The organism is Nostoc sp. DSM 114167 (genome assembly GCF_052692655.1).
This window is the reverse complement of sequence record NZ_CP195116.1, coordinates 1,557,307-1,576,144: the sequence shown is the minus strand read 5'-3', so window position 1 is coordinate 1,576,144 and position 18,838 is coordinate 1,557,307. Positions and strand designations below refer to the sequence as shown.

Here is an 18,838-nt window from a genome sequence, read left to right as displayed (position 1 = left end):
ATTCCATACAAAGGTAACTGATATTTAATTAAGTGGCAACTCAGATTTTAGAAAACCTCTGCAACTTTTCTTCCATACCCACATTGCCCTGTAAGCCGCCTGTGTGTACCAGCAACAAGGAGTCGCCTCTACAAAAAAATCCCTGCTGTAGTAAATCCATTACTCCGTAAAACATTTTGGCGGTATATACGTAATCGAGAGGTACGCCATGTTCCTGTGTAAACTGTTGACTGAACAGTAGTAACTCGTCGTTCACCTTTGCATAGCCGCCAAAGTGGTAATCACATATTAATTCCCAAGAAGCGGGAGAACTATATGGCGAGGGTAAATCAGAGGCGAGGTAATTTGTCAACAAACTTTCGATTTCTTGTGCAAGAAATGCGCCATTCTTCAATACGGGAAAAGCGATCGCTCTTTGTCTTTCATGCAACGAAAGCGCAATCCCCGCTAGCGTGGTGCCTGTACCGCAGGCTACGCATATATGATTAAATGCGGCAGGATCAATTATCTCTGTACAGCCGCGCACACCATTTAAATTACTCCCACCTTCGGGAATGATAAATACCTCGCCGAAACTTTGTCGCAGATATTCCTCTAACGCTGGTGTGTTGCGCTGTCGATACATTTCGCGGTTCAGATACACAAGCTGCATACCTTGTTGGACAGCAAAACTCAGCGTCAGGTTTAATGGTAGCCTCTCCTCTCCACGAATTACGCCGATGGTACGAAAACCGAAAAGATTACCAGCTGCCGCAGTTGCATAGATGTGATTAGAATAAGCGCCGCCAAAGGTTAGCAGCGTTGTGAAATTTTTCTCCTTGGCTTCCAAAAGATTGTATTTCAGCTTAAACCATTTATTGCCGTTAACCCACGGGTGCATAAGATCCAGGCGCAGTACATATAGTTCAACACCAGCTTGGCGAGCGATTTCGCTGTTGATTTGTTGTAGAGGAGGAGTAATAAAGGTTAACGACATCTGTCAAGATTCTAACTTAGAATTTGCATTTTCTCACGTTCATTATCGAATATAAAAGTAATGATAAACATTGAGTAATTCAATGGTAAGTCAAGCTAAATGATGAATAAATCTTTCTAATGATTAGCTTTAGAAATTGGCATTTTACTAATTGAGTGTTTCAGGTAAATATAAGAAACATAACACTCGCTCCAGATAATATTCTTTTGGAGAAAAGAAATGGTTGCACTCACACAGCTTACTCAAGTTATTTCCAATCCTGGACGTTTGACGATTGAAACTGTTGAAATTGCTCCTGAAACGACTGCTATACGTTGTCTTGACTGGGATAGAGAACGTTTTGATATCGAGTTTGGTTTACGAAATGGTACAACCTATAATTCTTTCTTAATTCAAGGAGAAAAAGTTGCCTTAGTTGACACATCTCACCGCAAGTTTGAGCAATTATATCTTGAGGTAGTGACGGGATTAATCGATCCAACTAAGATAGATTACTTGATTATTAGCCATACAGAACCAGACCACAGTGGCTTAGTGAAAGATATTTTGGAATTAGCTCCTTCCATTACTGTTGTTGGTGCAAAGGTAGCTATTCAATTTTTAGAAAATATGGTTCACCAGCCTTTTAAATCAATACAGGTGAAAAGTGGAGAGCGCTTAGATTTAGGCAACGGACACGAATTAGAATTTATCTCTGCACCTAACTTACACTGGCCTGATACAATCTTTACTTATGACCACGAAACTAGCACTCTCTACACCTGTGATGTGTTTGGGATGCATTACTGTGATGACCACACTTATGATGAAAATATCACCTTACTTGAGGAAGATTTTAAATATTACTATGATTGTCTCATGGGGCCTAATGCCCGGTCTGTCTTGGCAGCTCTAAAGCGGATTGAAAAGTTAGAAATAGCAACTGTTGCTACAGGACATGGCCCTTTATTACAAAACTATATCTCCGAATGGCTGGGACGATATCAAAACTGGAGTTTAGAACAAGCAAAAACAGAGACTTTAGTAGCTCTATTTTATGTTGAAGATTATGGGCATAGCGAACATTTAGTCCGTAACATTGCACATGGATGCGTGAAAACAGGCGCGGCGATAGAATTAGTTCCTCTCAATAGTGCCGAGCCTCAAGAAGTTCGAGAATTAGTGGCACAATCTTCTGGTTTAGTAATTGCAATGCCACCTCAATCTTCAGTAATCGTTCAAGCTGCATTAAGCACTATTTTAGCTGCTGTTCACAAGAAACAGGCAATTGGTTTATTAGAGTCGGGAGGTGGAGAAGATGAACCAATTTACCCGTTACGCAATAAGTTTCAAGAATTGGGATTAACTGAAGCTTTTCCACCTATTTTAGTTAAGGAAATTCCTACCCAAGCAACGGAACAACTTTGTGATGAAGCGGGGACAGATATGGGTCAATGGTTAACCCGCGATCGCACCATAAAACAAATCAAATCTATCAATACCGAGCTAGAAAAAGCTCTAGGGCGGATTAGCACAGGATTGTACATTATCACCGCCAAAAAAGGAGAAATTCAGAGTGCGATGTTGGCTTCGTGGGTGACACAAGCCAGTCTTGAGCCATTGGGAGTTGCGATCGCAGTATCCAAAGATCGGGCAATTGAATCCTTGATGCACGTTGGCGATCGCTTTGTTTTAAATGTTTTAGAAGAAGGCAAATATCAAGGATTAATGAAACATTTCCTCAAGCGTTTTGCTCCTGGTGCAGATAGATTTGCGGGAGTGAAAACATATCCAGCTAAAAATGAATCGCCAGTTTTAGCTGAAGCTCTAGCTTACATGGAATGTGAAATTACTAGCCGCATGGATTGTGGAGATCATTGGGTAATTTATAGCACAGTCCAAACTGGAAGAGTTGCCAACTTACATGCACTTACTGCTGCCCATCACCGCAAAATTGGCAATCATTACTAATTAGTCATTGGTCATTTGTCATTCGTCATTCTCTTTGTCCCTTTGCCTCCCTTATTTGCCTGCTTACCACAGACGCGATGAATCGCGTCTCTACCCACTCTTGTACAGACGCGATGAATCGCGTCTCCCAAAAAACTATGTATAAATCTGTTGAAAACACCCCGATTACCATGTACGAAATCAATCGTGGGCGCGTTGTCCGAAGCTTGGAATTTATCCAAGATGTAATTGTAATTTCTTTGTGTATCGGTTTATTTAGCTTCATGGTGCTTCAGGTGAGAGATATGTTTCTCTCGTTACTTCCACCTTTAGATTTTCATGCTGTTACTGCCGATATTCTCTTTTTACTTATCTTAGTTGAGCTGTTCCGATTGCTGATTATTTATCTGCAAGAACATCGAGTATCTATTGGAGTAGCTGTTGAAGTTTCCATCGTTTCCGCCTTGCGGGAAGTCATTGTTAAAGGTGTTCTAGAAACAAGTTGGAGTCAAGTTTTAGCAACTTGTGCTTTTTTATTAGTCCTGGGAGTACTACTATTTCTCCGAGTTTGGCTACCCCCTACTTTTGAAGGTATTGACCCGGAACAAGAAGTCTCTAAACGCTATAGAAGCCGAGCAAAGTCCGAATTAATACAAAACAATGGTCATTAAAAATAGGCAGTAGGGAGTGGGTAGAGATGCGATTAATCGTGTCTGTAGAGAAGATAATCTTCTGCCATGTCCAATGCCCAATGCCTAATATTTCTCTACGAGACGCTGTGCGTTAGCGGAGCTTTGGCTTTAGCGACTTCCAGAAAATAAATTATCCAATTTACTCAGATCGTATTTTTCTTTCTCCCCCTGCCTACACCAAGATCGGATATTTTTTTAGTTGGAAGTCCCTTAGCGATACGCTCAGTACAAGTGCCCAATTCCCCATTATTAACAGAGGTTATTATGTCTGCTGCCACATTAATGCCCAACCATAGCAGAGATGTACAAGTTGCTGAAATTGGTAAAAATACTCTGATTTTACGGTCGCGGACTTGGGACAGATTAAAATTTGAGGTTGAATATTCCCGCCAACGGGGAACTACAGCGAATTCTTATCTGATTCAAGCTGATAAAAAGGCTTTAATTGACCCTCCCGGCGAATCTTTTACCGAAATTTACCTTGAGCAACTAGCACAACATCTAGATTTCATCTCCCTCGATTACATTGTTCTCAGTCATGTCAATCCGAACCGCAGAGCAACCTTGCAAGTATTACTCTCTCTGGTTCCTCAAGCCACTCTCATTTGTTCTCGTCCCGCCGCCAATGCTCTTAGAACTGCCTTTCCCGAATTGGAATCACCTATTCAAGCGATGCGATCGCAAGATACTCTAAATTTAGGACAAGGACATCTTCTATCATTTATTACTGTACCAACTCCTCGGTGGGCGGATGGACTTTGTACCTACGATGCCGCGACAAAAATACTCTACACAGATAAACTTTTCGGCGCTCATATTTGCGAAGATACTTTGTTTGATGAAGATTGGAAGGGTTTAGATGCGGAACGTCGTTACTATTTTGAATGTCTCCATGCACCCCAAGCCAAACAAGTCGAAGTAGCCTTAGATAAAATATCGGTTTTGGGAGCCAGATGTTATGCCCCAGCACACGGGCCAGTTGTTCGTTACAGCCTGAGTCGTTTTACTTATGATTACCGTCAATGGTGTCAAGGACAAAAATCTCAAGAATTGAGTGTCGCTTTACTTTATGCTTCTGCTTATGGAAATACAGCAATTCTGGCGAATGCGATCGCTCAAGGTTTGATCCAAAATGGAGTTAATGTAGAATCAATCAACTGCGAACTAGCCGATTCTGCGGAGATTAACCGCATTGTAGAAAGTTGCGATGGCTTGATTATTGGCTCACCCACTTTAGGCGGCCATGCACCGACTCAAATTCAAACTGCTTTAGGAATAGTTCTCTCGGTGGCAGCCAAAACTAAGTTGGCAGGGGTGTTTGGTTCTTATGGCTGGAGTGGCGAGGCAATAGATTTAATCGAAAGCAAGCTCAAAGATGCTAATTATCAACTAGGATTTGAAACAATTCGGGTGCGTTTCAGTCCGACTCCTGAAATTCTTCAGCAATGTCAAGAAGCTGGTGCTTTTTTTGCCCAAAACTTGAAGAAAACTAAAAAACTGCGGACTTCCCGCCATATTGTGACAGAAACCCATGTAGATCGTACCGAACAAGCGGTGGGGCGGATCGTTGGTTCTCTGTGTGTTGTGACAACTCGTGATGAAGAAACTCACAAAGGGGTTTTAACTTCTTGGGTATCTCAGGCAACTTTTAACCCGCCAGGAATTATGATTGCGATCGCTAACGAGCAAAATGCAGAGTTAATGCATCATCCTGGCGATAAATTTGTGCTGAATATCCTTAAAGAAGGAAGAAATGTCCGCCGCTATTTTTCTCGTCACAGCACTTTAGGGGATAATCCTTTTGCAAATCTTGACACAAAAACTGCTCTTAACGGTTGTTTGATTCTGAATGAGGCATTAGCCTATTTAGAATGTACAGTGCAAAATCAGCTGGAATGTGGCGATCGATGGTTAATTTATGCCGTCATCGATCGCGGTGAAGTGTTGGAAAATGATGGTGTTACTGCTTTAGAGTATCGTAAATCTGGCAGCTATTATTAATCTGACTGTTCACTAGACTTCTTGGCATTGTGGGGAAAAGGGGAAGGGTTAAAGGGTAAAGGTATGGAATTTTCCCAAATCCAGTAACCTTTAACATGCACCCCAACATCTTGGCATTTGTTATTTATCAACGTTTGTTTTATAACTATCGGGTAAGGTGGGGAAAGGTAGTACATAAGAACTAGCAAAGTGATGTGGAGCGATCGCTCTGGTAGGTAGGGGTCAGCAATCGGACATTAATGGTAAAGTCATTGTAAAAGGAGAATCAAGCCAAAAAAAGCGTGAAGCCAAAGCCTAAAATCACCATTGCTACTTTCACTCATAAGTTGGCATTTACAGCGCTAAATTCTAATGTCTTCGTAGTCCTCGAAGTACCTCGGCTTGGGTTATATCGCAAAGGACTATGGTATGGCTGCCTAACGGGCCGACGTTCAGCGGCCGGTTAGCCGCAGCAAGTCACGCCACCCGATAGAACTCCTGCGCCTGTCGGAGGGTGCGCCCGACCGAGAAGTCGGCGAAGTCGCAGTCACATTGAGCGATGTACTCCAACGCATCCTGTGCCGGGTCACTGCCGTGGGCGCGGAGGAACTCCTTGGTCTGCTTCAAACCCGCTCCACATAGGAACTGGACATCAATCCCGCAGTGTGTATCGAAGTTGCACGACTTCGCCTTCCAAACTAACAGGCAGTCTTCGACCACACCCAGCGAGAAAAGCTGGGCGCACAGGAGGCGCATCAGGAACTGGTCGTCGACCTCATTGGTTTCAAGTCGGATCTGCTCACGCAGTGCTGCGACAATCGCCGGGCGGTCGGCGTGCTTCGCCGGTAGTCCAAAGCGCCTCAGCGCCTCGTCGACACCTTCCCAACCGTCATCCATCACGCTGCTTAACTATTACTATTTATTATGCGGAAACTGTCTATATAACATTCATATTCGGGTATTATAGGGAATTTTTCCGTATAACTACCTTAAGAGGGTGTTTGAAAAATTATGTGGAGTGTAAAAAAGCTTTCTAGGTTATAAGCTGTGAATGGATAATAATTGTTCGATGAGCTTGGTTAAAGCCGTCCGTCAACGTCACCGACGAACGGCTGCTCGCTCTCTTGACATCTGGGCTGATGCCTTAACTTGACACCAACGGCAGAATGCCTACCCTAATACTCTAACTTGCTACTGCTTCAGCAGGAGCTGCCTCAGCAGCAGTTGTAGGTAAATAAACACTAACTTTTTTACGAGTTTTGCCCTTTCTCTCAAAGGTTACAACACCGTCGATTAAGGCAAACAAAGTGTCATCGCTACCAATACCGACGTTGTTACCAGGGTGGAATTTGGTGCCGCGTTGACGCACGAGAATGTTGCCTGCGCGTACAACTTGACCGCCATAACGTTTGACACCCAGACGTTGGGCATTAGAGTCACGACCGTTGCGTGTACTACCTGTTCCTTTCTTATGAGCCATGATTTCCTCTTGTGTATCTACTTCTTTTATTATTCAGCAGCGGTTTCAACTTCTTCAGCAGCAGTGTTATCTATAACGGGGGTTTCCTTCTCCGGTTCTCCTTGGGCAGCAAACACTGCACCGTTGAGGGTGATAGAATCAATCATAAGTCTGGTAATTTCCTGACGATGCCCCCGTTTTTTGCGGGTTTTCTTTTTCGGCTTCATTTTGTATACCAGGACTTTACGACCTCTGTAATGTCGCAGTACAGTCCCTTCTACAGTCGCACCTGTTACTAATGGCTGTCCAATGGTGACTTCGCCATCGTGCTGCACGAGTAATACGGAATCTATTGTAACTTTTTCATCTGGTTCGACCGCCAGCAGTTCAATGTCGTAAAACCGCCCTGGCTCTACTCGTATTTGTTTGCCGCCAGTTTCAATAATCGCGTAGGTCATGGAATTGTCCTTGAGGTTGCCGTACAGGTAGCTGGTTTTTATCTCTTGTAGAGATGCTTTTGCCAGCCTTTGTAATATGTCTACCTGATCCGAGCAGGAATTAGACAGACAATCTAACATTGTATTTTATTAATAGGCGTCAGGTCAAGCTGTAATAGGATTTTTTGCGTTTGGCATTGCTATTTGGTCAGCCTGAAGATGAAAAATCAGTTAATTACTCTGTGCGATCGCTCATTTTCCAAGGGTGGGGAGAAATTAGCCAACTGTCGTCATCAGTATAGGCGTAGTCCATTGTAGACATTACCCACTCACACTAATGTCAATTGTATTTACAAGAAGTCAAAAATAATACTTTTTCGCAAAAATTGCTACTATCTAAGGACTGAATCTATCAAAAATTAACATTAGTTAGTATTAGTTTAAAAGTTATATTTTGTTATCAAAATCAACACATTTTTCTTCTTTGTTTTAAGATGAAATATACGGTTTCTCATCTAGAAATTATTCACAAAAGTTAGTGAATCTTCAAAAGTTAAACTATTACATTCAAACCTGATATTTCAAACAGGAGATTGATTGTCATGACACAGCAAAATGCTGCCCGACTTTTTCAAGCTGTAAAACAAGATCAAGCGTTACAGGAAAGACTTAAAGCAACAGCCGATCCAGAAGCCTTCATCAAAATTGCTCAAGAGCGTGGCTATGATTTCAACGCTAAAGAACTGGATAGTGAAATCAGCAAATTATCTGAAGAAGATTTAGCCGCCATCGTTAATCCAGGATGGGGGAATAGACGCCACATTAATCCTAGATAATTTCTGTTCTAGGAAACCGAAAGTATAGAAACAACTGATTGACAAGTTTTGCTCCTCAAGGGGATACTGTTGCATCATCTCCTTTAGAGGTATTCCTGTTAAACACAAGGCTCAAATCCCTGATTTCCTAGAGAAGTCGGGGATCTTATTGTTTGCAAATCATTAAATGGAACTGTTATATAGCAATTGTCAGCTTTATTTATGCTGTGACAGTATCTATACAATATCTGAAGAGAGTTAAAAACCCTTTCTCTACTATCCATCTCGCCACCTGCTTAACTCATGAGTTAGGATGACTATATTTTAATCAGGTGATATGAAAAGAATAGAAGTTGAGCAAAGAACTATTTTAATTGGTTTGGCTGGAAGCCACGGCTATGGTTTAAATCGTCCTGATTCCGACTTTGATTATCGGGGAGTATTTATCGCACCCAAAAGGTACTATTTGGGATTCGATCGGATAGAACAAAAAGATACTGGTTGGGATGAACCAGGAATATTTCCATTCGTTGATGGTAACAAAGACACAGTTATATATGAATTAAGAAAAATCCTCCAGTTATTAGCAGGTGCAAATCCCAATGTTTTAGAATTGCTTTGGTTGAATAACTATCCTTTTTTAAGCGCAGTTGGACAGCATTTAATAGATCGTAAACAGTTATTTTTGAGTAAAAAGGTAAAACATACTTACACTGGTTATGCCTTTGCCCAAATCAAAAAGATGGAAACTCATCGGAAGTGGTTGTTAAAGCCACCGCAAAAAAAACCGATACCATCTGACTTCGCTATAGAAGACGAAGCACCTCTGAGCAAAGATGAGCTAAATGCTTTTCTGGAGTATCTTTATAACTTAATCAGAGGACGAATTGAGTTTTTAGAAGAAGCAGAACAATTATATCAATTGCTGACAGCAGATATTGATTTTAAAGGAGTATTAAAACAATATGCTTTACCTGATGAAACTTTGGAATATACTCAAAAGTTAACCAATAGCCGTAAAGATTTTATCCGTCTGCTTCAGAAAAGTCAAAGCTATCAAATAGCATTAAGAGAATGGAAGGCTTACTTATCTTGGCAGGAGAATAGAAATCCGGCTAGAGCAGAAATGGAAAGAAAGTCGGGTTTTGACCTCAAACATGGAATGCACTGCATTAGATTGTTACGCAGTGGAGTAGAAATATTGCGGCGAGGTGAAGTGATTGTAGATAGGAGAATAGCTGGTGATGTTGAAGATTTAAAAGCTATTTTAAAAGGTGAGTATTCTTATGAACAGGTGATGAAAATAGCAGAAGATTTGGTCGCCGAAATGGAAGTTGTTTGCGAACAATCTGCTCTACCTCATAAACCTGATTTAGAGCAAATTAATGAGTTGTGTATGGAATTGGTGGAAATGCAAAAATGGAGTCATTAGTCATTGGTCATTGGTCATTAGTCATTAGTTATTGGTGCTTAAAAAAAACAAATAACAAAGGACAAAGGACAAATGACTAATGACAAAGGACAAATGGCAAATTTTAAAGAGTGTAGATTAAATCAGCAAAGCCATAGAGGCTGATGATGAGTAATAGGGATGCTGTTAGTTGGGTAATTCGTGTTTGGGGTGAGGGTGCGATCGCTTCTCGCACTAAGATGGAAATAGATGCCCCAACTACTAAGCTCAAGCCTAAGATTAAATAGGGTATGTCAGGTAAAATACTGGCAATTGCCAGCATTGCGATCGCTAATAAGAGCATCAATAATTCTACAAACCTGGGCGGGTTGTATTGGCTAGATAAAACAAAGCTGTTGAACCAAAAAGACCAAAATCTCATATTTCAGTACTAAGTTAAGAGTTAGGAGTTAAGAGTTAGGAGTTATATATAGTCAGTGCTGATTGAGGAATTAAAGTTGTGAGATATGAAGCAGCTTTCCATTCAAAACTCTTAACTATTAATTCTTCACCGGAGGCGGAGCGTTTCCGGCTCCGCTCCTAACTTTTAACCCCTAGCTCCTAATTTTTGACCTGTGCCGTTCTTTTGTGCAGTATCACTTTCTGGTAGTTCGACGCCAAAGACGCGGCTAAAAACTTTGGCAACTTTGTAACCAGAATCAATCGATTCTAAAGGGTCTTTCCGTAGTCTGTGACGCAAGCATAGCGTAATTACACGATGGATATCATCAACTGTAACTTCAGTGCGTCCTTCATAAGCTGTTAAGGCTTTGGCAGCGCGGTTACTAACAATGTCACCCCGCAAACCATCTACATCTAGTTCTGAACAGACTTCAGAAATTTTCACCCGCAGATCGTAGTCAATTTTCACTTCTGGCAAAAGCTGTTGAGCATTGACAATTTGCTGTTGTAATGCTTCTTGCTGGGCTTTATAGTTTTCGAGAAATACTGGCGGGTTTTGATCGAAATCCGCCCGTTGTTCTACGATTTGCACCCGCAAAGCTGGTTCTTTGACTGTGTGAATTTCTGCGTGCATCCCAAAGCGATCGAGTAATTGGGGGCGTAGTTCGCCTTCTTCTGGGTTTCCAGAACCCACAAGCACGAAACGCGCTGGGTGACGGATAGAAATACCTTCTCGTTCTACAGTATTCCATCCACTAGCAGCAGAGTCGAGTAACACGTCTACAAGGTGGTCATCTAGTAAGTTGACTTCATCCACATAGAGAATGCCCCGGTTAGCCTTTGCCAGAAGTCCCGGTTCAAAAGCTTTGACACCTTCAGATAAAGCTTTCTCGATGTCGATTGTGCCACAAACTCGGTCTTCTGTAGCTCCTAGCGGCAGGTCTACCATTTGGACTTTTTTGTGAACTACGGGAATTTCCGCCCCTTGTTCTAACAGTTGGCGGACTTCATCGCTCATCAAGTCGGGGTCGCTAGGATCGCTACTGAAGGGGTCATTAGCAACCACAGAAATTTCTGGTAGCAGATCCGCCAGCGCCCGGATAGTTGTGGATTTCCCGGTGCCGCGATCGCCCATAATCATTACACCCCCAATTTTGGGGTCAATCACGTTCAATAGCAGCGCCAGTTTCATTTCTTCCTGGCCCACAATTGCCGTAAAAGGAAATACTACGCGACGCGCACTTGCCGTGGATTGAGCAGTTGGACTCACTAAATTACCTTAACAATATTTTTCTTATTACAGTTCTTTATTGTGACACAGGTAGGGCATGGGGGAATGTGAAGATCGGGAGTAGGGGAGCAGGGGGAGATGAGGGGGACAAGGGGGACAAGGGGGACAAGGGGGACAAGGGGGACAAGGGGGACAAGGGGGACAAGGGGGACAAGGGGGACAAGGGGGACAAGGGGGACAAGGGAGAATTATTGAACCAGTTTCTTCCTTGTCTCCCCCCTCTTCCTTGTCTTCCTTGTCTTTTCCCAATGCCCCATTCCCAATATCAATATCTATTGGGCACAAATACTTATTAGCTGCGTCAACTATCTTAATTTGTCTGTTTTAGTTTTTTGGTGCAAATGTTCCATAAGTAGAGAACGAACAACTACCAACTCATCAATTCTGTACTAAGCATAAATACTTGTAGACTATATGGTTAGTAGATTCAATCGTAAAAGTGAGCAATGGCGTGTGTGGGTAGTTAATGCATCATTCAAATTTATGAAATCATCTTTTATTGTCCAAAGTTGGCGGCGACTACTGAAGTCTTTTTTTCCGATTCTTATTTTAATATCCTTTTTTAGTGTATTGTTGGCGGACAGTTTCACCCCTGCGATCGCACAGATACCTCGTCAGGAAATTCGCGGAGTTTGGATGACCACTAATGATTTTGACACCCTCAAAAATCGAGACAAGGTGCAGGATGCAGTGAGTCAACTGCGGCGGATGAACTTCAACACAATTTATCCTGTGGTGTGGAATTCTGGCTATGTGATGTATCCTAGTGCCTTAGCACAACGTGCAGGTATTCAACCTTTTGTCTACAAAGGTTCAGATGGACATGATATTTTGGCAGACCTGATTAACCAAGCCCATCGCCAAGGATTGCTAGTGATTCCCTGGTTTGAGTTTGGTTTCATGGCTCCCCCAACCTCAGAACTAGCAATGAATTACCCGGATTGGTTCACACAAAAGCAAGATGGTAGCCAAACTTCAAACAGTGCGGCTGGTGAAGTGATGTGGCTCAATCCGTTCCATCCAAAAGTGCAACAGTTCATCACCGATTTAGTGCTAGAAACTGTTACTCAATATGATGCCGATGGCATTCAGTTTGACGATCACATGAGTTTGCCTCACGAGTTTGGCTACGACCAATATACAGTTGCTTTGTACACCAAAGAAACCAAGAATCGTCCCCCAAAAAATTCCCAAGATGCGGCATGGGTAAAGTGGCGGGCAGATAAGATTACGGCATTCATGGGAAAACTTAATCAAGCGGTGAAACAGAGAAAACCCCAGGCGATTTTCTCTGTTTCTCCTAATTACTATGATTTTGCTTACAAGTTTCACTTGCAAGATTGGCTAGGTTGGATGCGACAAAATCTTGTGGACGAGTTAATTGTGCAAATTTATCGTCCGGATCTAAAAAGTTTTGTGGCAAATATTTCCCGCGCAGAAATTCAAGAAGCGCAACAAAGAATTCCAACTGGAGTTGGAATTATGACAGGGTTACGAAATAATCCTGTTCCCATACAGCAAATCAAGTCTCAGGTGCGGGCTGCCCAAGAACGGGGTCTAGGCGTAACCTTCTTTTATTATGAAAGTCTTTGGAACAACAATCTAGAATCTTTAGCTGAACGACAAGCTGGATTTGCAAATCTTTTTCCATCTCCGGCACTCCGCGCCAGAGCTGAATAAATTTTCTGTTTAAGATATGTTAATAAGTTCGTAGTAAGGACTTTTGTCCTTATTTTATAAGCACTAAAGTGCTTACTACAAACTCTTCATTACTAGCTTGATACAACTTCTTGCTTCCCACTACCTACTGCTAACTCAGCATGACAATCTTCTACCGAAGTACGTTGTCGCATAGCATTAACTAAAGTCTCATAGCTAGACCAATTTTCTTGCAGTAGAGTTTTTGCCTGGAGAGCATGAAACCGCATTTTCTGCTGATAAACTGATTCAGAAAAGCCTAACATTGTCAAGACTCCGATCAGCTTACTTTTATCATCAGTTCCACCCTCAGCATTATCAAAAACCAGGGTTTCAGCAGCAATACCCGCCATCCAAACAGTGCAGTAGCGGTCTAGCATTTGGGCGCTGATTTTACCTAGTTCTAATTGAGATGCTAATTCGCCATCATCAAAGCTGACACCGCCTTGGCCGGGTTGCCCCTGTTTCCACGCTTCCCAAGCGCTGAGTGTGTAGCCAGTAACGGGAATGCCCAACAAGTAAGCAACTAAGAAATGTCCTGCTTCGTGGTGGACGATGCGATCGCGGTGTTCTTTTGAAAAACCAGCAATCCAATCTAAAAAGATAGTACCACCCTTGCCTTGCAAGCTGAAACTATCTAATGTTGCGATGCCTAAAATGGTGAAGGTAGCAAGTGCTGGGACTGCCGGAGATAAGTTGAAGAATGGCCCCACCAATACCGATAGGGTCATGAGAAAGATAGATATTGCAACTAAATTTAGGCTAGTTTGGCTCATTGAAAGTTTTCTGAATGCAACTTAATATTTCTTCATTATGTGGGAATTAATGTATATTATAGAGAGACTTCGACATCGTTTTGCTTTGTTTATTGGTATATCTGGGTTTAAACCATTTTTGGCCTTTGGTCTATTTACCTTACTCTGCATGGGTTTGAGGCTTATTTTTTCCTCAAAAATCTTTAAGTCCCGTTAATAAATCACAACTCTCCCTGAATGGCACGGGCAATGCTACTGATATGAGAAAGAATACGGCTCATTGCATTAACCATCTCCAAGAGAATGGAACTGGCATTAAGACTGACAGGATCTCCTGAACTCAGATGCTGGAGATGTCGTAGATAAATTTCCCGCTTAAATTGATTGAGGCACTGCCGTTGAGACAATACTTCATCTGCAATAGTTGAGTCTTGTGCAGCTAGCCCTGTTAGTGTTCGTTGTAGCAGTCCTAGTACCTCGCCGTGGTAAGCAACAATGTCGTTCCACTCTAGCTCAGAGAAAGCAATTTGTTTGCGCCGTTTGCGTCGGGCTAATCGCATAAGTTGTCGGTCGATGATGTCGCCAATTGCCTCTAACTCCGTACTGATAGAAAGTAATGTTAACTCCCGTTGCGACTGTTCTGCCGTTAGCAGTTGATCGTTTATTTGAATCAGATAATGCTTAATAGCAGTTTCCATGTCGTCAAGCTGGTTATCGAGTGCCCCAATCTGTTTAGGTAAATCTTTCACTCCGTCTTCAAACGCTTGAATACTAAGCTGTAACATCTCTGCGGACAAATCTGCCATCCGCATAACCTCACGCATTGCTTGACCGAGTGCAACGGCAGGCAACGTCAATGCATTGGGATCGAGGTAGCGTGCACTTAGTTTCTTTTCTGTCTCAGGCTCTGGTAGAAGTCTGGTCGCTAAGTCTGCAAGTAGACCTGCTAGTGGCACAAAAGCGATCGCCAATATTAAGTTAAATCCCAGGTGTGCTAATGCTACTTGTGTTGAAGGATTGGGGAGTAGACGAGTCAATAACACTGTCAAGGGATTGAGCAATGCCAGCACCAATACTCCCCCAACAAGCCTAGTGCCAACATAGATAAATCCTAGTCGGCGTCCAACAACGCTGCCTCTGTTCAATGCAGTGAGTAAGGGCATGAGTGTTGTGCCAATATTGGCACCTAGCATTACTGCCAAAGCCGCTTCTAGTGGGAGGGCACCTCCTCCAGCCAAAGCCATAACAATTCCGATTGCGGCGATGCTAGAGACAAATGCTGCTGCCAGCAAGATACCCAGTAATATCAGTACTAAAGGAGACTGGGAGAGTGCCTGCATAATTTCATTCGTAATCGGATTATCGGCAATAGGAGCGCTACTCGCGTCAATCATTGCTAAACCCTGCAATACCAATCCAAAACTGAATACACCACGACCAACATCCCGCAGTGCCTTGGGTTGAGTCAACAGCGCAAACGCTGCCGCTAAACCCAGGAACTCTTGTGCATATTCAGTAATGTGGAACGCCAACAGTTGTACGACCAATGTAGAGCCTACAGCAGCTCCCAGTAGCATGATTACTGCTGCTGCTAAGGGTACTAACTGAGCGCTAACCAGTCCCACCATCACCGAGGCAGTTGCTGTGGAGCTTTGGGTCAGCATAGTTACGATAATCCCTGATATAAAAGCTGCCAGAGGATGCCTCGCCAGCCTCATCATCACCAGCCGCAGACGTGAACCTAATGCCCGCTCCATTGCATCAGTAACTAGTCTCACTCCGTACAGAAGTAGCGTTGAACCTCCAATTAACAGTATCAACACTTGTGTGGGATCTTGAGTCTTCAGCATCAGCACACCTTACTTTGCTAACTGACAAAAAATACAGTAAGTTGGTATACATACTGTATTTAAGGATAAGTTAACTTTTGGTTAAATAAATATGGTACAGGTTAATCTTGAGTGCTAAATATGCCGAAGTTCAAGAAAAACAATATTCTTTGAAAAAGATTCAAACTAATACAAGGATCTCCCAGAAAATCTGCGCTCTCTAAATCACAGAGCTTTACGACAGCCGCCTATGTCGAGACTGCGGCGGGCTTGGGGGCGGCTATTGGCTGTGGTTTATGGCAAAAGCGCGCCGGCTGCTGTAGCTTCTGCTGTGTTGTCCACCGCCAGACCTGCCCAAAGTCCAAAAGCACGATCGCTCATGCCGAAGGTATGTCCAATCAGTGGGTAAACAAACAGCCCAAACGCACCTAATGCTAAAATTGCCGCGATCGCAAACGCTGCATCATCGTCTTCAGCTTCGATTGCTCCTTTACCTATATCAAGCCATGTTGCGCTTGATTAGCACTTAACTCTCAAATTGTGTACTAATTATACGGTAAATCTATCTAATTTATGTGTTTTTTTGGAATCCTAGAATGAGTTAAAGCTAGAGGTACGATTTGGTATTAGTTTTCAATGCGATAACGTATTAACTGCTTTATTGCTGTTATTGGTAATCCTAAAGCTTGAGCGATCGCGGCATCAACTTGAGCAAATTCAGTCACAGGAAACTCAAATTCCATTTCCTTTAAAAGCGAATCAGCAGTGTAAACTTTAACTTCAGTTAACTTTTCTTTGCGTTGAATTACAGCTTCAATAGACATGACAGCTAGTGAAACAGAAAACTGAATTTGATGTTTTGAGTCGGAGTGGATTTGGGCAGTTGTGTCATAGGTATAACTCAATACTTGATGCGTTAGCAAACCCGTACTCAACCAAAAAAACAGTCCGATTAAGGGTAGTGGCAGCCAAAACTCTAGTCCTAAGTTAATGAGAAATTGCAACCAACGAGGTCGAGCCATAATACAGAAAAAGTTTGATGATTAATTCATCATAGGAAAGAGAAAAAAGTACAGCGACATGATGAATGAGAATTTTACTTGTAGAGGATGATGTTACTCAGTTACAACCACTACAGGGGGCGCTATCGAAAGTCGGACATATTGTAGACGGTGCTGAAGATGGTGAAACAGCCCAGTGGTTAATACAACAGAGAGACTACGACCTGTTAATTTTAGATTGGATGTTGCCCAAGGTGAGTGGTGTTAGTCTGTGTCAACAGTATCGTCAAGCAGGAAAAACGGCTCCAGTGCTGATTCTCACAGCTAAAGATGCAATTTTGGATAAAGTATCTGCTTTAGATGTTGGTGCAGATGACTATTTGGTTAAACCCTTTAGTTTGCTCGAACTATTGGCACGAGTACGAGCATTGGGACGCAGAGTGCCACTCTGGCAAGGCGACACGCTAGAGTTAGCCGACTTACAACTTCATCTCAACACTCTAACGTTACAACGCCAGGAAGTTACAGTCCAGTTGTCGGGTCGAGAGTTTCAATTGTTGGAATATTTCTTTCGACATCCCAGTCAGGTACTCACTCATGACCAAATCGAACAAGCACTTTGGGAGTGGAATATACACCCAGATAGTAAAGCAATAACGATGTTAGTGCATCGACTGCGGCAACGCTTACAGATAGTCAAAGCAGAAGATTGGCTACAGACTGTTTACGGAATAGGATACCGATTAGTTGCTCCTGAATCATGCGATCGCTAATCCCTAACATGTTCAACCGCAGTCGGCGTAACCTAGCTCGCTGGTTTACGCTCTCTATGGGAAGTATTCTGGCGATCTTTGCAGCAATACTTTACTTTTTAGAAGCAAAAGAGCAATTGCGGGCATTTGACCAAGAACTTTACAAGACAACTCAGTTGATGGCGGCTGGCGTTGAAGATGGACTTTACCAAGAACAGCAACGCATTAGTCTCGAAGATGTCCCTATCTTAGGTGGTGAAGCTTTGCCCTTTGACAATAAAATTATTTATGCCCGTTGGTACACTCCCAAAAAGCAACTACTAGAGTTTTTTGGTGTCACTCCATCAGAGCAATTAAATAATCAATTAGGATTTCAAACAATTGAGTTAAGCAATACTCCAGAGGAGCCGCCCCAAGGGGGTGATTGCAATAAACAGCTGCGTCAATTAACAGTTCCTGTTTTTCAGAATAAACAATTAATTGGCTATCTAGAAATAGCTGCTTCTTTAGCACCTGTTGAAGAAACTTTATGGTCGTTGAGACTGTTTTTAATAGTAGGTGTACCCATTGCTTTAAGCGTAATTGGTTTGACGGGTTGGTTTCTGGGTGGAATGGCCATGCAGCCAATTCGTCAATCCTACGAGCAATTACAGCGCTTCACAGCTGATGCCTCTCACGAGCTAAGGACACCCCTTCAGGCAATTCGGAATCATGCTCAGTTTAGTTTGCTCGAACCAATTGACCCTAATCAACAGCAAAGTTCCCTGGAAAATATTGACCAGATTGCTGAATCAATGGGAATGCTGATTAGTGATTTATTATTCTTAGCTCGAAATGAAGGACAGTTAAAGCCAGAGGCACTTAACCTCGTCAATTTGGTTAGCTGGCTGGGAGCATTAGTAGAGGAATACACTCACTCAGCAAAGATAAAAAACTTAGAATTCACCAGCGAATTTCCTGAACAATTGGTAATGTTGAGAATAAATCCAGATTTAATGCGGCAAGCACTAACAAATCTTCTCAGTAATGCCTGCCGCTACACGCCGTCTGGAGGTAGAGTTTGCTTACGAGTCTTCTTAGAGTCTCGTTGGGTGGTAATTGAAGTACAGGATAGCGGTATTGGGATTCCAGAGGCAGATTTACCCTATATCTTTGAGCGGTTTTATCGAGTAGATAGTGTGCGATCGCGCCATACAGGAGGCTTCGGGTTAGGATTAGCGATCGCACAACAAATTGTCCAAGTACATGGAGGACAAATTATCGCAATCAGCTGTTTGGGTAAAGGCTCTACATTTCAAATCAAGCTACCCTTCGTGCCTAAACCCTTACCATAACAAGCAATTAATATTAGGTAAGCAAAGATTTTAATTGT

Annotated in this window: 18 protein-coding genes; 8 read left to right on the top strand and 10 right to left on the bottom strand. The window is 42.6% G+C overall.

Features of this window, described 5'->3' with window-relative positions:
- Positions 1 to 40: 40 nt before the first annotated feature.
- On the bottom strand, positions 41 to 976 hold the full coding sequence (locus tag NSTC731_RS06685; protein ID WP_445630122.1) for a 1-aminocyclopropane-1-carboxylate deaminase/D-cysteine desulfhydrase: 936 nt from the start codon (positions 974 to 976) through the stop codon (positions 41 to 43).
- 219 nt (positions 977 to 1,195) lie between these two features.
- Here NSTC731_RS06685 and NSTC731_RS06680 point away from each other — a divergent pair, with 219 nt between their 5' ends.
- The 3 genes from NSTC731_RS06680 (at position 1,196) to NSTC731_RS06670 (ending at position 5,598) form a co-directional block, all read left to right on the top strand.
- The gene (locus NSTC731_RS06680; protein WP_445630121.1) at positions 1,196 to 2,926 is read left to right on the top strand and encodes a diflavin flavoprotein; all 1,731 of its coding nucleotides are present in this window, start codon (positions 1,196 to 1,198) and stop codon (positions 2,924 to 2,926) included.
- 137 nt (positions 2,927 to 3,063) lie between these two features.
- Complete coding sequence (locus tag NSTC731_RS06675; protein WP_012407378.1) at positions 3,064 to 3,576, top strand: phosphate-starvation-inducible PsiE family protein; 513 nt, start codon at positions 3,064 to 3,066, stop codon at positions 3,574 to 3,576.
- Positions 3,577 to 3,861: 285 nt separating this feature from the next.
- Positions 3,862 to 5,598 carry a diflavin flavoprotein gene (locus tag NSTC731_RS06670; RefSeq protein ID WP_445630120.1) on the top strand — a complete coding sequence of 579 codons (1,737 nt, stop codon included), beginning with the start codon at positions 3,862 to 3,864 and terminating at the stop codon, positions 5,596 to 5,598.
- Positions 5,599 to 6,054: 456 nt separating this feature from the next.
- Here the strand turns inward: NSTC731_RS06670 and NSTC731_RS06665 are convergent, their stop codons facing one another.
- The 3 genes from NSTC731_RS06665 to rplU form a co-directional block, all read right to left on the bottom strand.
- Complete coding sequence (locus NSTC731_RS06665) at positions 6,055 to 6,474, bottom strand: hypothetical protein (RefSeq protein ID WP_445630119.1); 420 nt, start codon at positions 6,472 to 6,474, stop codon at positions 6,055 to 6,057.
- A gap of 286 nt (positions 6,475 to 6,760) precedes the next feature.
- Complete coding sequence (gene rpmA / locus NSTC731_RS06660; RefSeq protein ID WP_375480351.1) at positions 6,761 to 7,057, bottom strand: 50S ribosomal protein L27; 297 nt, start codon at positions 7,055 to 7,057, stop codon at positions 6,761 to 6,763.
- A 29-nt stretch (positions 7,058 to 7,086) separates the two neighbouring features.
- Positions 7,087 to 7,494 (bottom strand): 50S ribosomal protein L21, encoded by a 408-nt coding sequence (gene rplU / locus NSTC731_RS06655; RefSeq protein ID WP_445632036.1) that lies wholly within the window; start codon positions 7,492 to 7,494, stop codon positions 7,087 to 7,089.
- A 581-nt stretch (positions 7,495 to 8,075) separates the two neighbouring features.
- Here rplU and NSTC731_RS06650 point away from each other — a divergent pair.
- On the top strand, positions 8,076 to 8,309 hold the full coding sequence (locus tag NSTC731_RS06650; RefSeq protein ID WP_445630118.1) for a Nif11-like leader peptide family natural product precursor: 234 nt from the start codon (positions 8,076 to 8,078) through the stop codon (positions 8,307 to 8,309).
- A 316-nt stretch (positions 8,310 to 8,625) separates the two neighbouring features.
- Positions 8,626 to 9,720: a nucleotidyltransferase domain-containing protein gene (locus NSTC731_RS06645; protein ID WP_445630117.1), complete on the top strand. Its 1,095-nt coding sequence runs from the start codon at positions 8,626 to 8,628 to the stop codon at positions 9,718 to 9,720.
- 103 nt (positions 9,721 to 9,823) lie between these two features.
- Here the strand turns inward: NSTC731_RS06645 and NSTC731_RS06640 are convergent, their stop codons facing one another.
- Both NSTC731_RS06640 and bchI read right to left on the bottom strand, forming a co-directional pair.
- Entirely contained in the window at positions 9,824 to 10,120 is a 297-nt protein-coding gene (locus NSTC731_RS06640; protein WP_445630116.1) for a hypothetical protein, read from the bottom strand.
- A 165-nt stretch (positions 10,121 to 10,285) separates the two neighbouring features.
- Entirely contained in the window at positions 10,286 to 11,410 is a 1,125-nt protein-coding gene (gene bchI / locus NSTC731_RS06635) for a magnesium chelatase ATPase subunit I (protein ID WP_322696696.1), read from the bottom strand.
- A 435-nt stretch (positions 11,411 to 11,845) separates the two neighbouring features.
- On the opposite strand from bchI, the gene NSTC731_RS06630 reads away from it, so the two are divergent.
- Positions 11,846 to 13,111 (top strand): glycoside hydrolase family 10 protein, encoded by a 1,266-nt coding sequence (locus tag NSTC731_RS06630; RefSeq protein ID WP_445630115.1) that lies wholly within the window; start codon positions 11,846 to 11,848, stop codon positions 13,109 to 13,111.
- A 92-nt stretch (positions 13,112 to 13,203) separates the two neighbouring features.
- On the opposite strand, the gene NSTC731_RS06625 is transcribed toward NSTC731_RS06630, so the two are convergent.
- From NSTC731_RS06625 to NSTC731_RS06610, 4 genes are all read right to left on the bottom strand, one after another.
- Positions 13,204 to 13,905, bottom strand: coding sequence for an ATP-dependent Zn protease (locus NSTC731_RS06625; protein ID WP_445630114.1), 702 nt, complete (start codon positions 13,903 to 13,905; stop codon positions 13,204 to 13,206).
- 200 nt (positions 13,906 to 14,105) lie between these two features.
- On the bottom strand, positions 14,106 to 15,734 hold the full coding sequence (locus tag NSTC731_RS06620; protein WP_445630113.1) for a Na/Pi cotransporter family protein: 1,629 nt from the start codon (positions 15,732 to 15,734) through the stop codon (positions 14,106 to 14,108).
- Positions 15,735 to 16,007: 273 nt separating this feature from the next.
- A complete protein-coding gene (locus tag NSTC731_RS06615; protein WP_445632035.1) occupies positions 16,008 to 16,154 on the bottom strand; it encodes a putative sulfate exporter family transporter in 147 nt (48 codons plus the stop codon).
- Between the two features lie 185 nt (positions 16,155 to 16,339).
- The gene (locus tag NSTC731_RS06610; RefSeq protein WP_445630112.1) at positions 16,340 to 16,735 is read right to left on the bottom strand and encodes a hypothetical protein; all 396 of its coding nucleotides are present in this window, start codon (positions 16,733 to 16,735) and stop codon (positions 16,340 to 16,342) included.
- Between the two features lie 65 nt (positions 16,736 to 16,800).
- Between NSTC731_RS06610 and NSTC731_RS06605 the strand changes: the two genes are divergently transcribed.
- The gene (locus NSTC731_RS06605; protein ID WP_445630111.1) at positions 16,801 to 17,487 is read left to right on the top strand and encodes a response regulator transcription factor; all 687 of its coding nucleotides are present in this window, start codon (positions 16,801 to 16,803) and stop codon (positions 17,485 to 17,487) included.
- A gap of 8 nt (positions 17,488 to 17,495) precedes the next feature.
- A complete protein-coding gene (locus NSTC731_RS06600) occupies positions 17,496 to 18,800 on the top strand; it encodes a sensor histidine kinase (protein WP_445630110.1) in 1,305 nt (434 codons plus the stop codon).
- Positions 18,801 to 18,838 lie beyond the last annotated feature (38 nt).

What these genes read in the sequence shown, in the direction of transcription:
- NSTC731_RS06685 (WP_445630122.1), bottom strand. Translation starts at nt 976, where the DNA reads ATGTCGTTAACCTTTATTACTCCTCCTCTACAACAAATCAACAGCGAA.
- NSTC731_RS06680 (WP_445630121.1), top strand. Translation starts at nt 1,196, where the DNA reads ATGGTTGCACTCACACAGCTTACTCAAGTTATTTCCAATCCTGGACGT.
- NSTC731_RS06675 (WP_012407378.1), top strand. Translation starts at nt 3,064, where the DNA reads ATGTATAAATCTGTTGAAAACACCCCGATTACCATGTACGAAATCAAT.
- NSTC731_RS06670 (WP_445630120.1), top strand. Translation starts at nt 3,862, where the DNA reads ATGTCTGCTGCCACATTAATGCCCAACCATAGCAGAGATGTACAAGTT.
- NSTC731_RS06665 (WP_445630119.1), bottom strand. Translation starts at nt 6,474, where the DNA reads ATGGATGACGGTTGGGAAGGTGTCGACGAGGCGCTGAGGCGCTTTGGA.
- rpmA (WP_375480351.1), bottom strand. Translation starts at nt 7,057, where the DNA reads ATGGCTCATAAGAAAGGAACAGGTAGTACACGCAACGGTCGTGACTCT.
- rplU (WP_445632036.1), bottom strand. Translation starts at nt 7,494, where the DNA reads ATGACCTACGCGATTATTGAAACTGGCGGCAAACAAATACGAGTAGAG.
- NSTC731_RS06650 (WP_445630118.1), top strand. Translation starts at nt 8,076, where the DNA reads ATGACACAGCAAAATGCTGCCCGACTTTTTCAAGCTGTAAAACAAGAT.
- NSTC731_RS06645 (WP_445630117.1), top strand. Translation starts at nt 8,626, where the DNA reads ATGAAAAGAATAGAAGTTGAGCAAAGAACTATTTTAATTGGTTTGGCT.
- NSTC731_RS06640 (WP_445630116.1), bottom strand. Translation starts at nt 10,120, where the DNA reads ATGAGATTTTGGTCTTTTTGGTTCAACAGCTTTGTTTTATCTAGCCAA.
- NSTC731_RS06630 (WP_445630115.1), top strand. Translation starts at nt 11,846, where the DNA reads ATGGTTAGTAGATTCAATCGTAAAAGTGAGCAATGGCGTGTGTGGGTA.
- NSTC731_RS06625 (WP_445630114.1), bottom strand. Translation starts at nt 13,905, where the DNA reads ATGAGCCAAACTAGCCTAAATTTAGTTGCAATATCTATCTTTCTCATG.
- NSTC731_RS06620 (WP_445630113.1), bottom strand. Translation starts at nt 15,734, where the DNA reads ATGCTGAAGACTCAAGATCCCACACAAGTGTTGATACTGTTAATTGGA.
- NSTC731_RS06610 (WP_445630112.1), bottom strand. Translation starts at nt 16,735, where the DNA reads ATGGCTCGACCTCGTTGGTTGCAATTTCTCATTAACTTAGGACTAGAG.
- NSTC731_RS06605 (WP_445630111.1), top strand. Translation starts at nt 16,801, where the DNA reads ATGAGAATTTTACTTGTAGAGGATGATGTTACTCAGTTACAACCACTA.
- NSTC731_RS06600 (WP_445630110.1), top strand. Translation starts at nt 17,496, where the DNA reads ATGTTCAACCGCAGTCGGCGTAACCTAGCTCGCTGGTTTACGCTCTCT.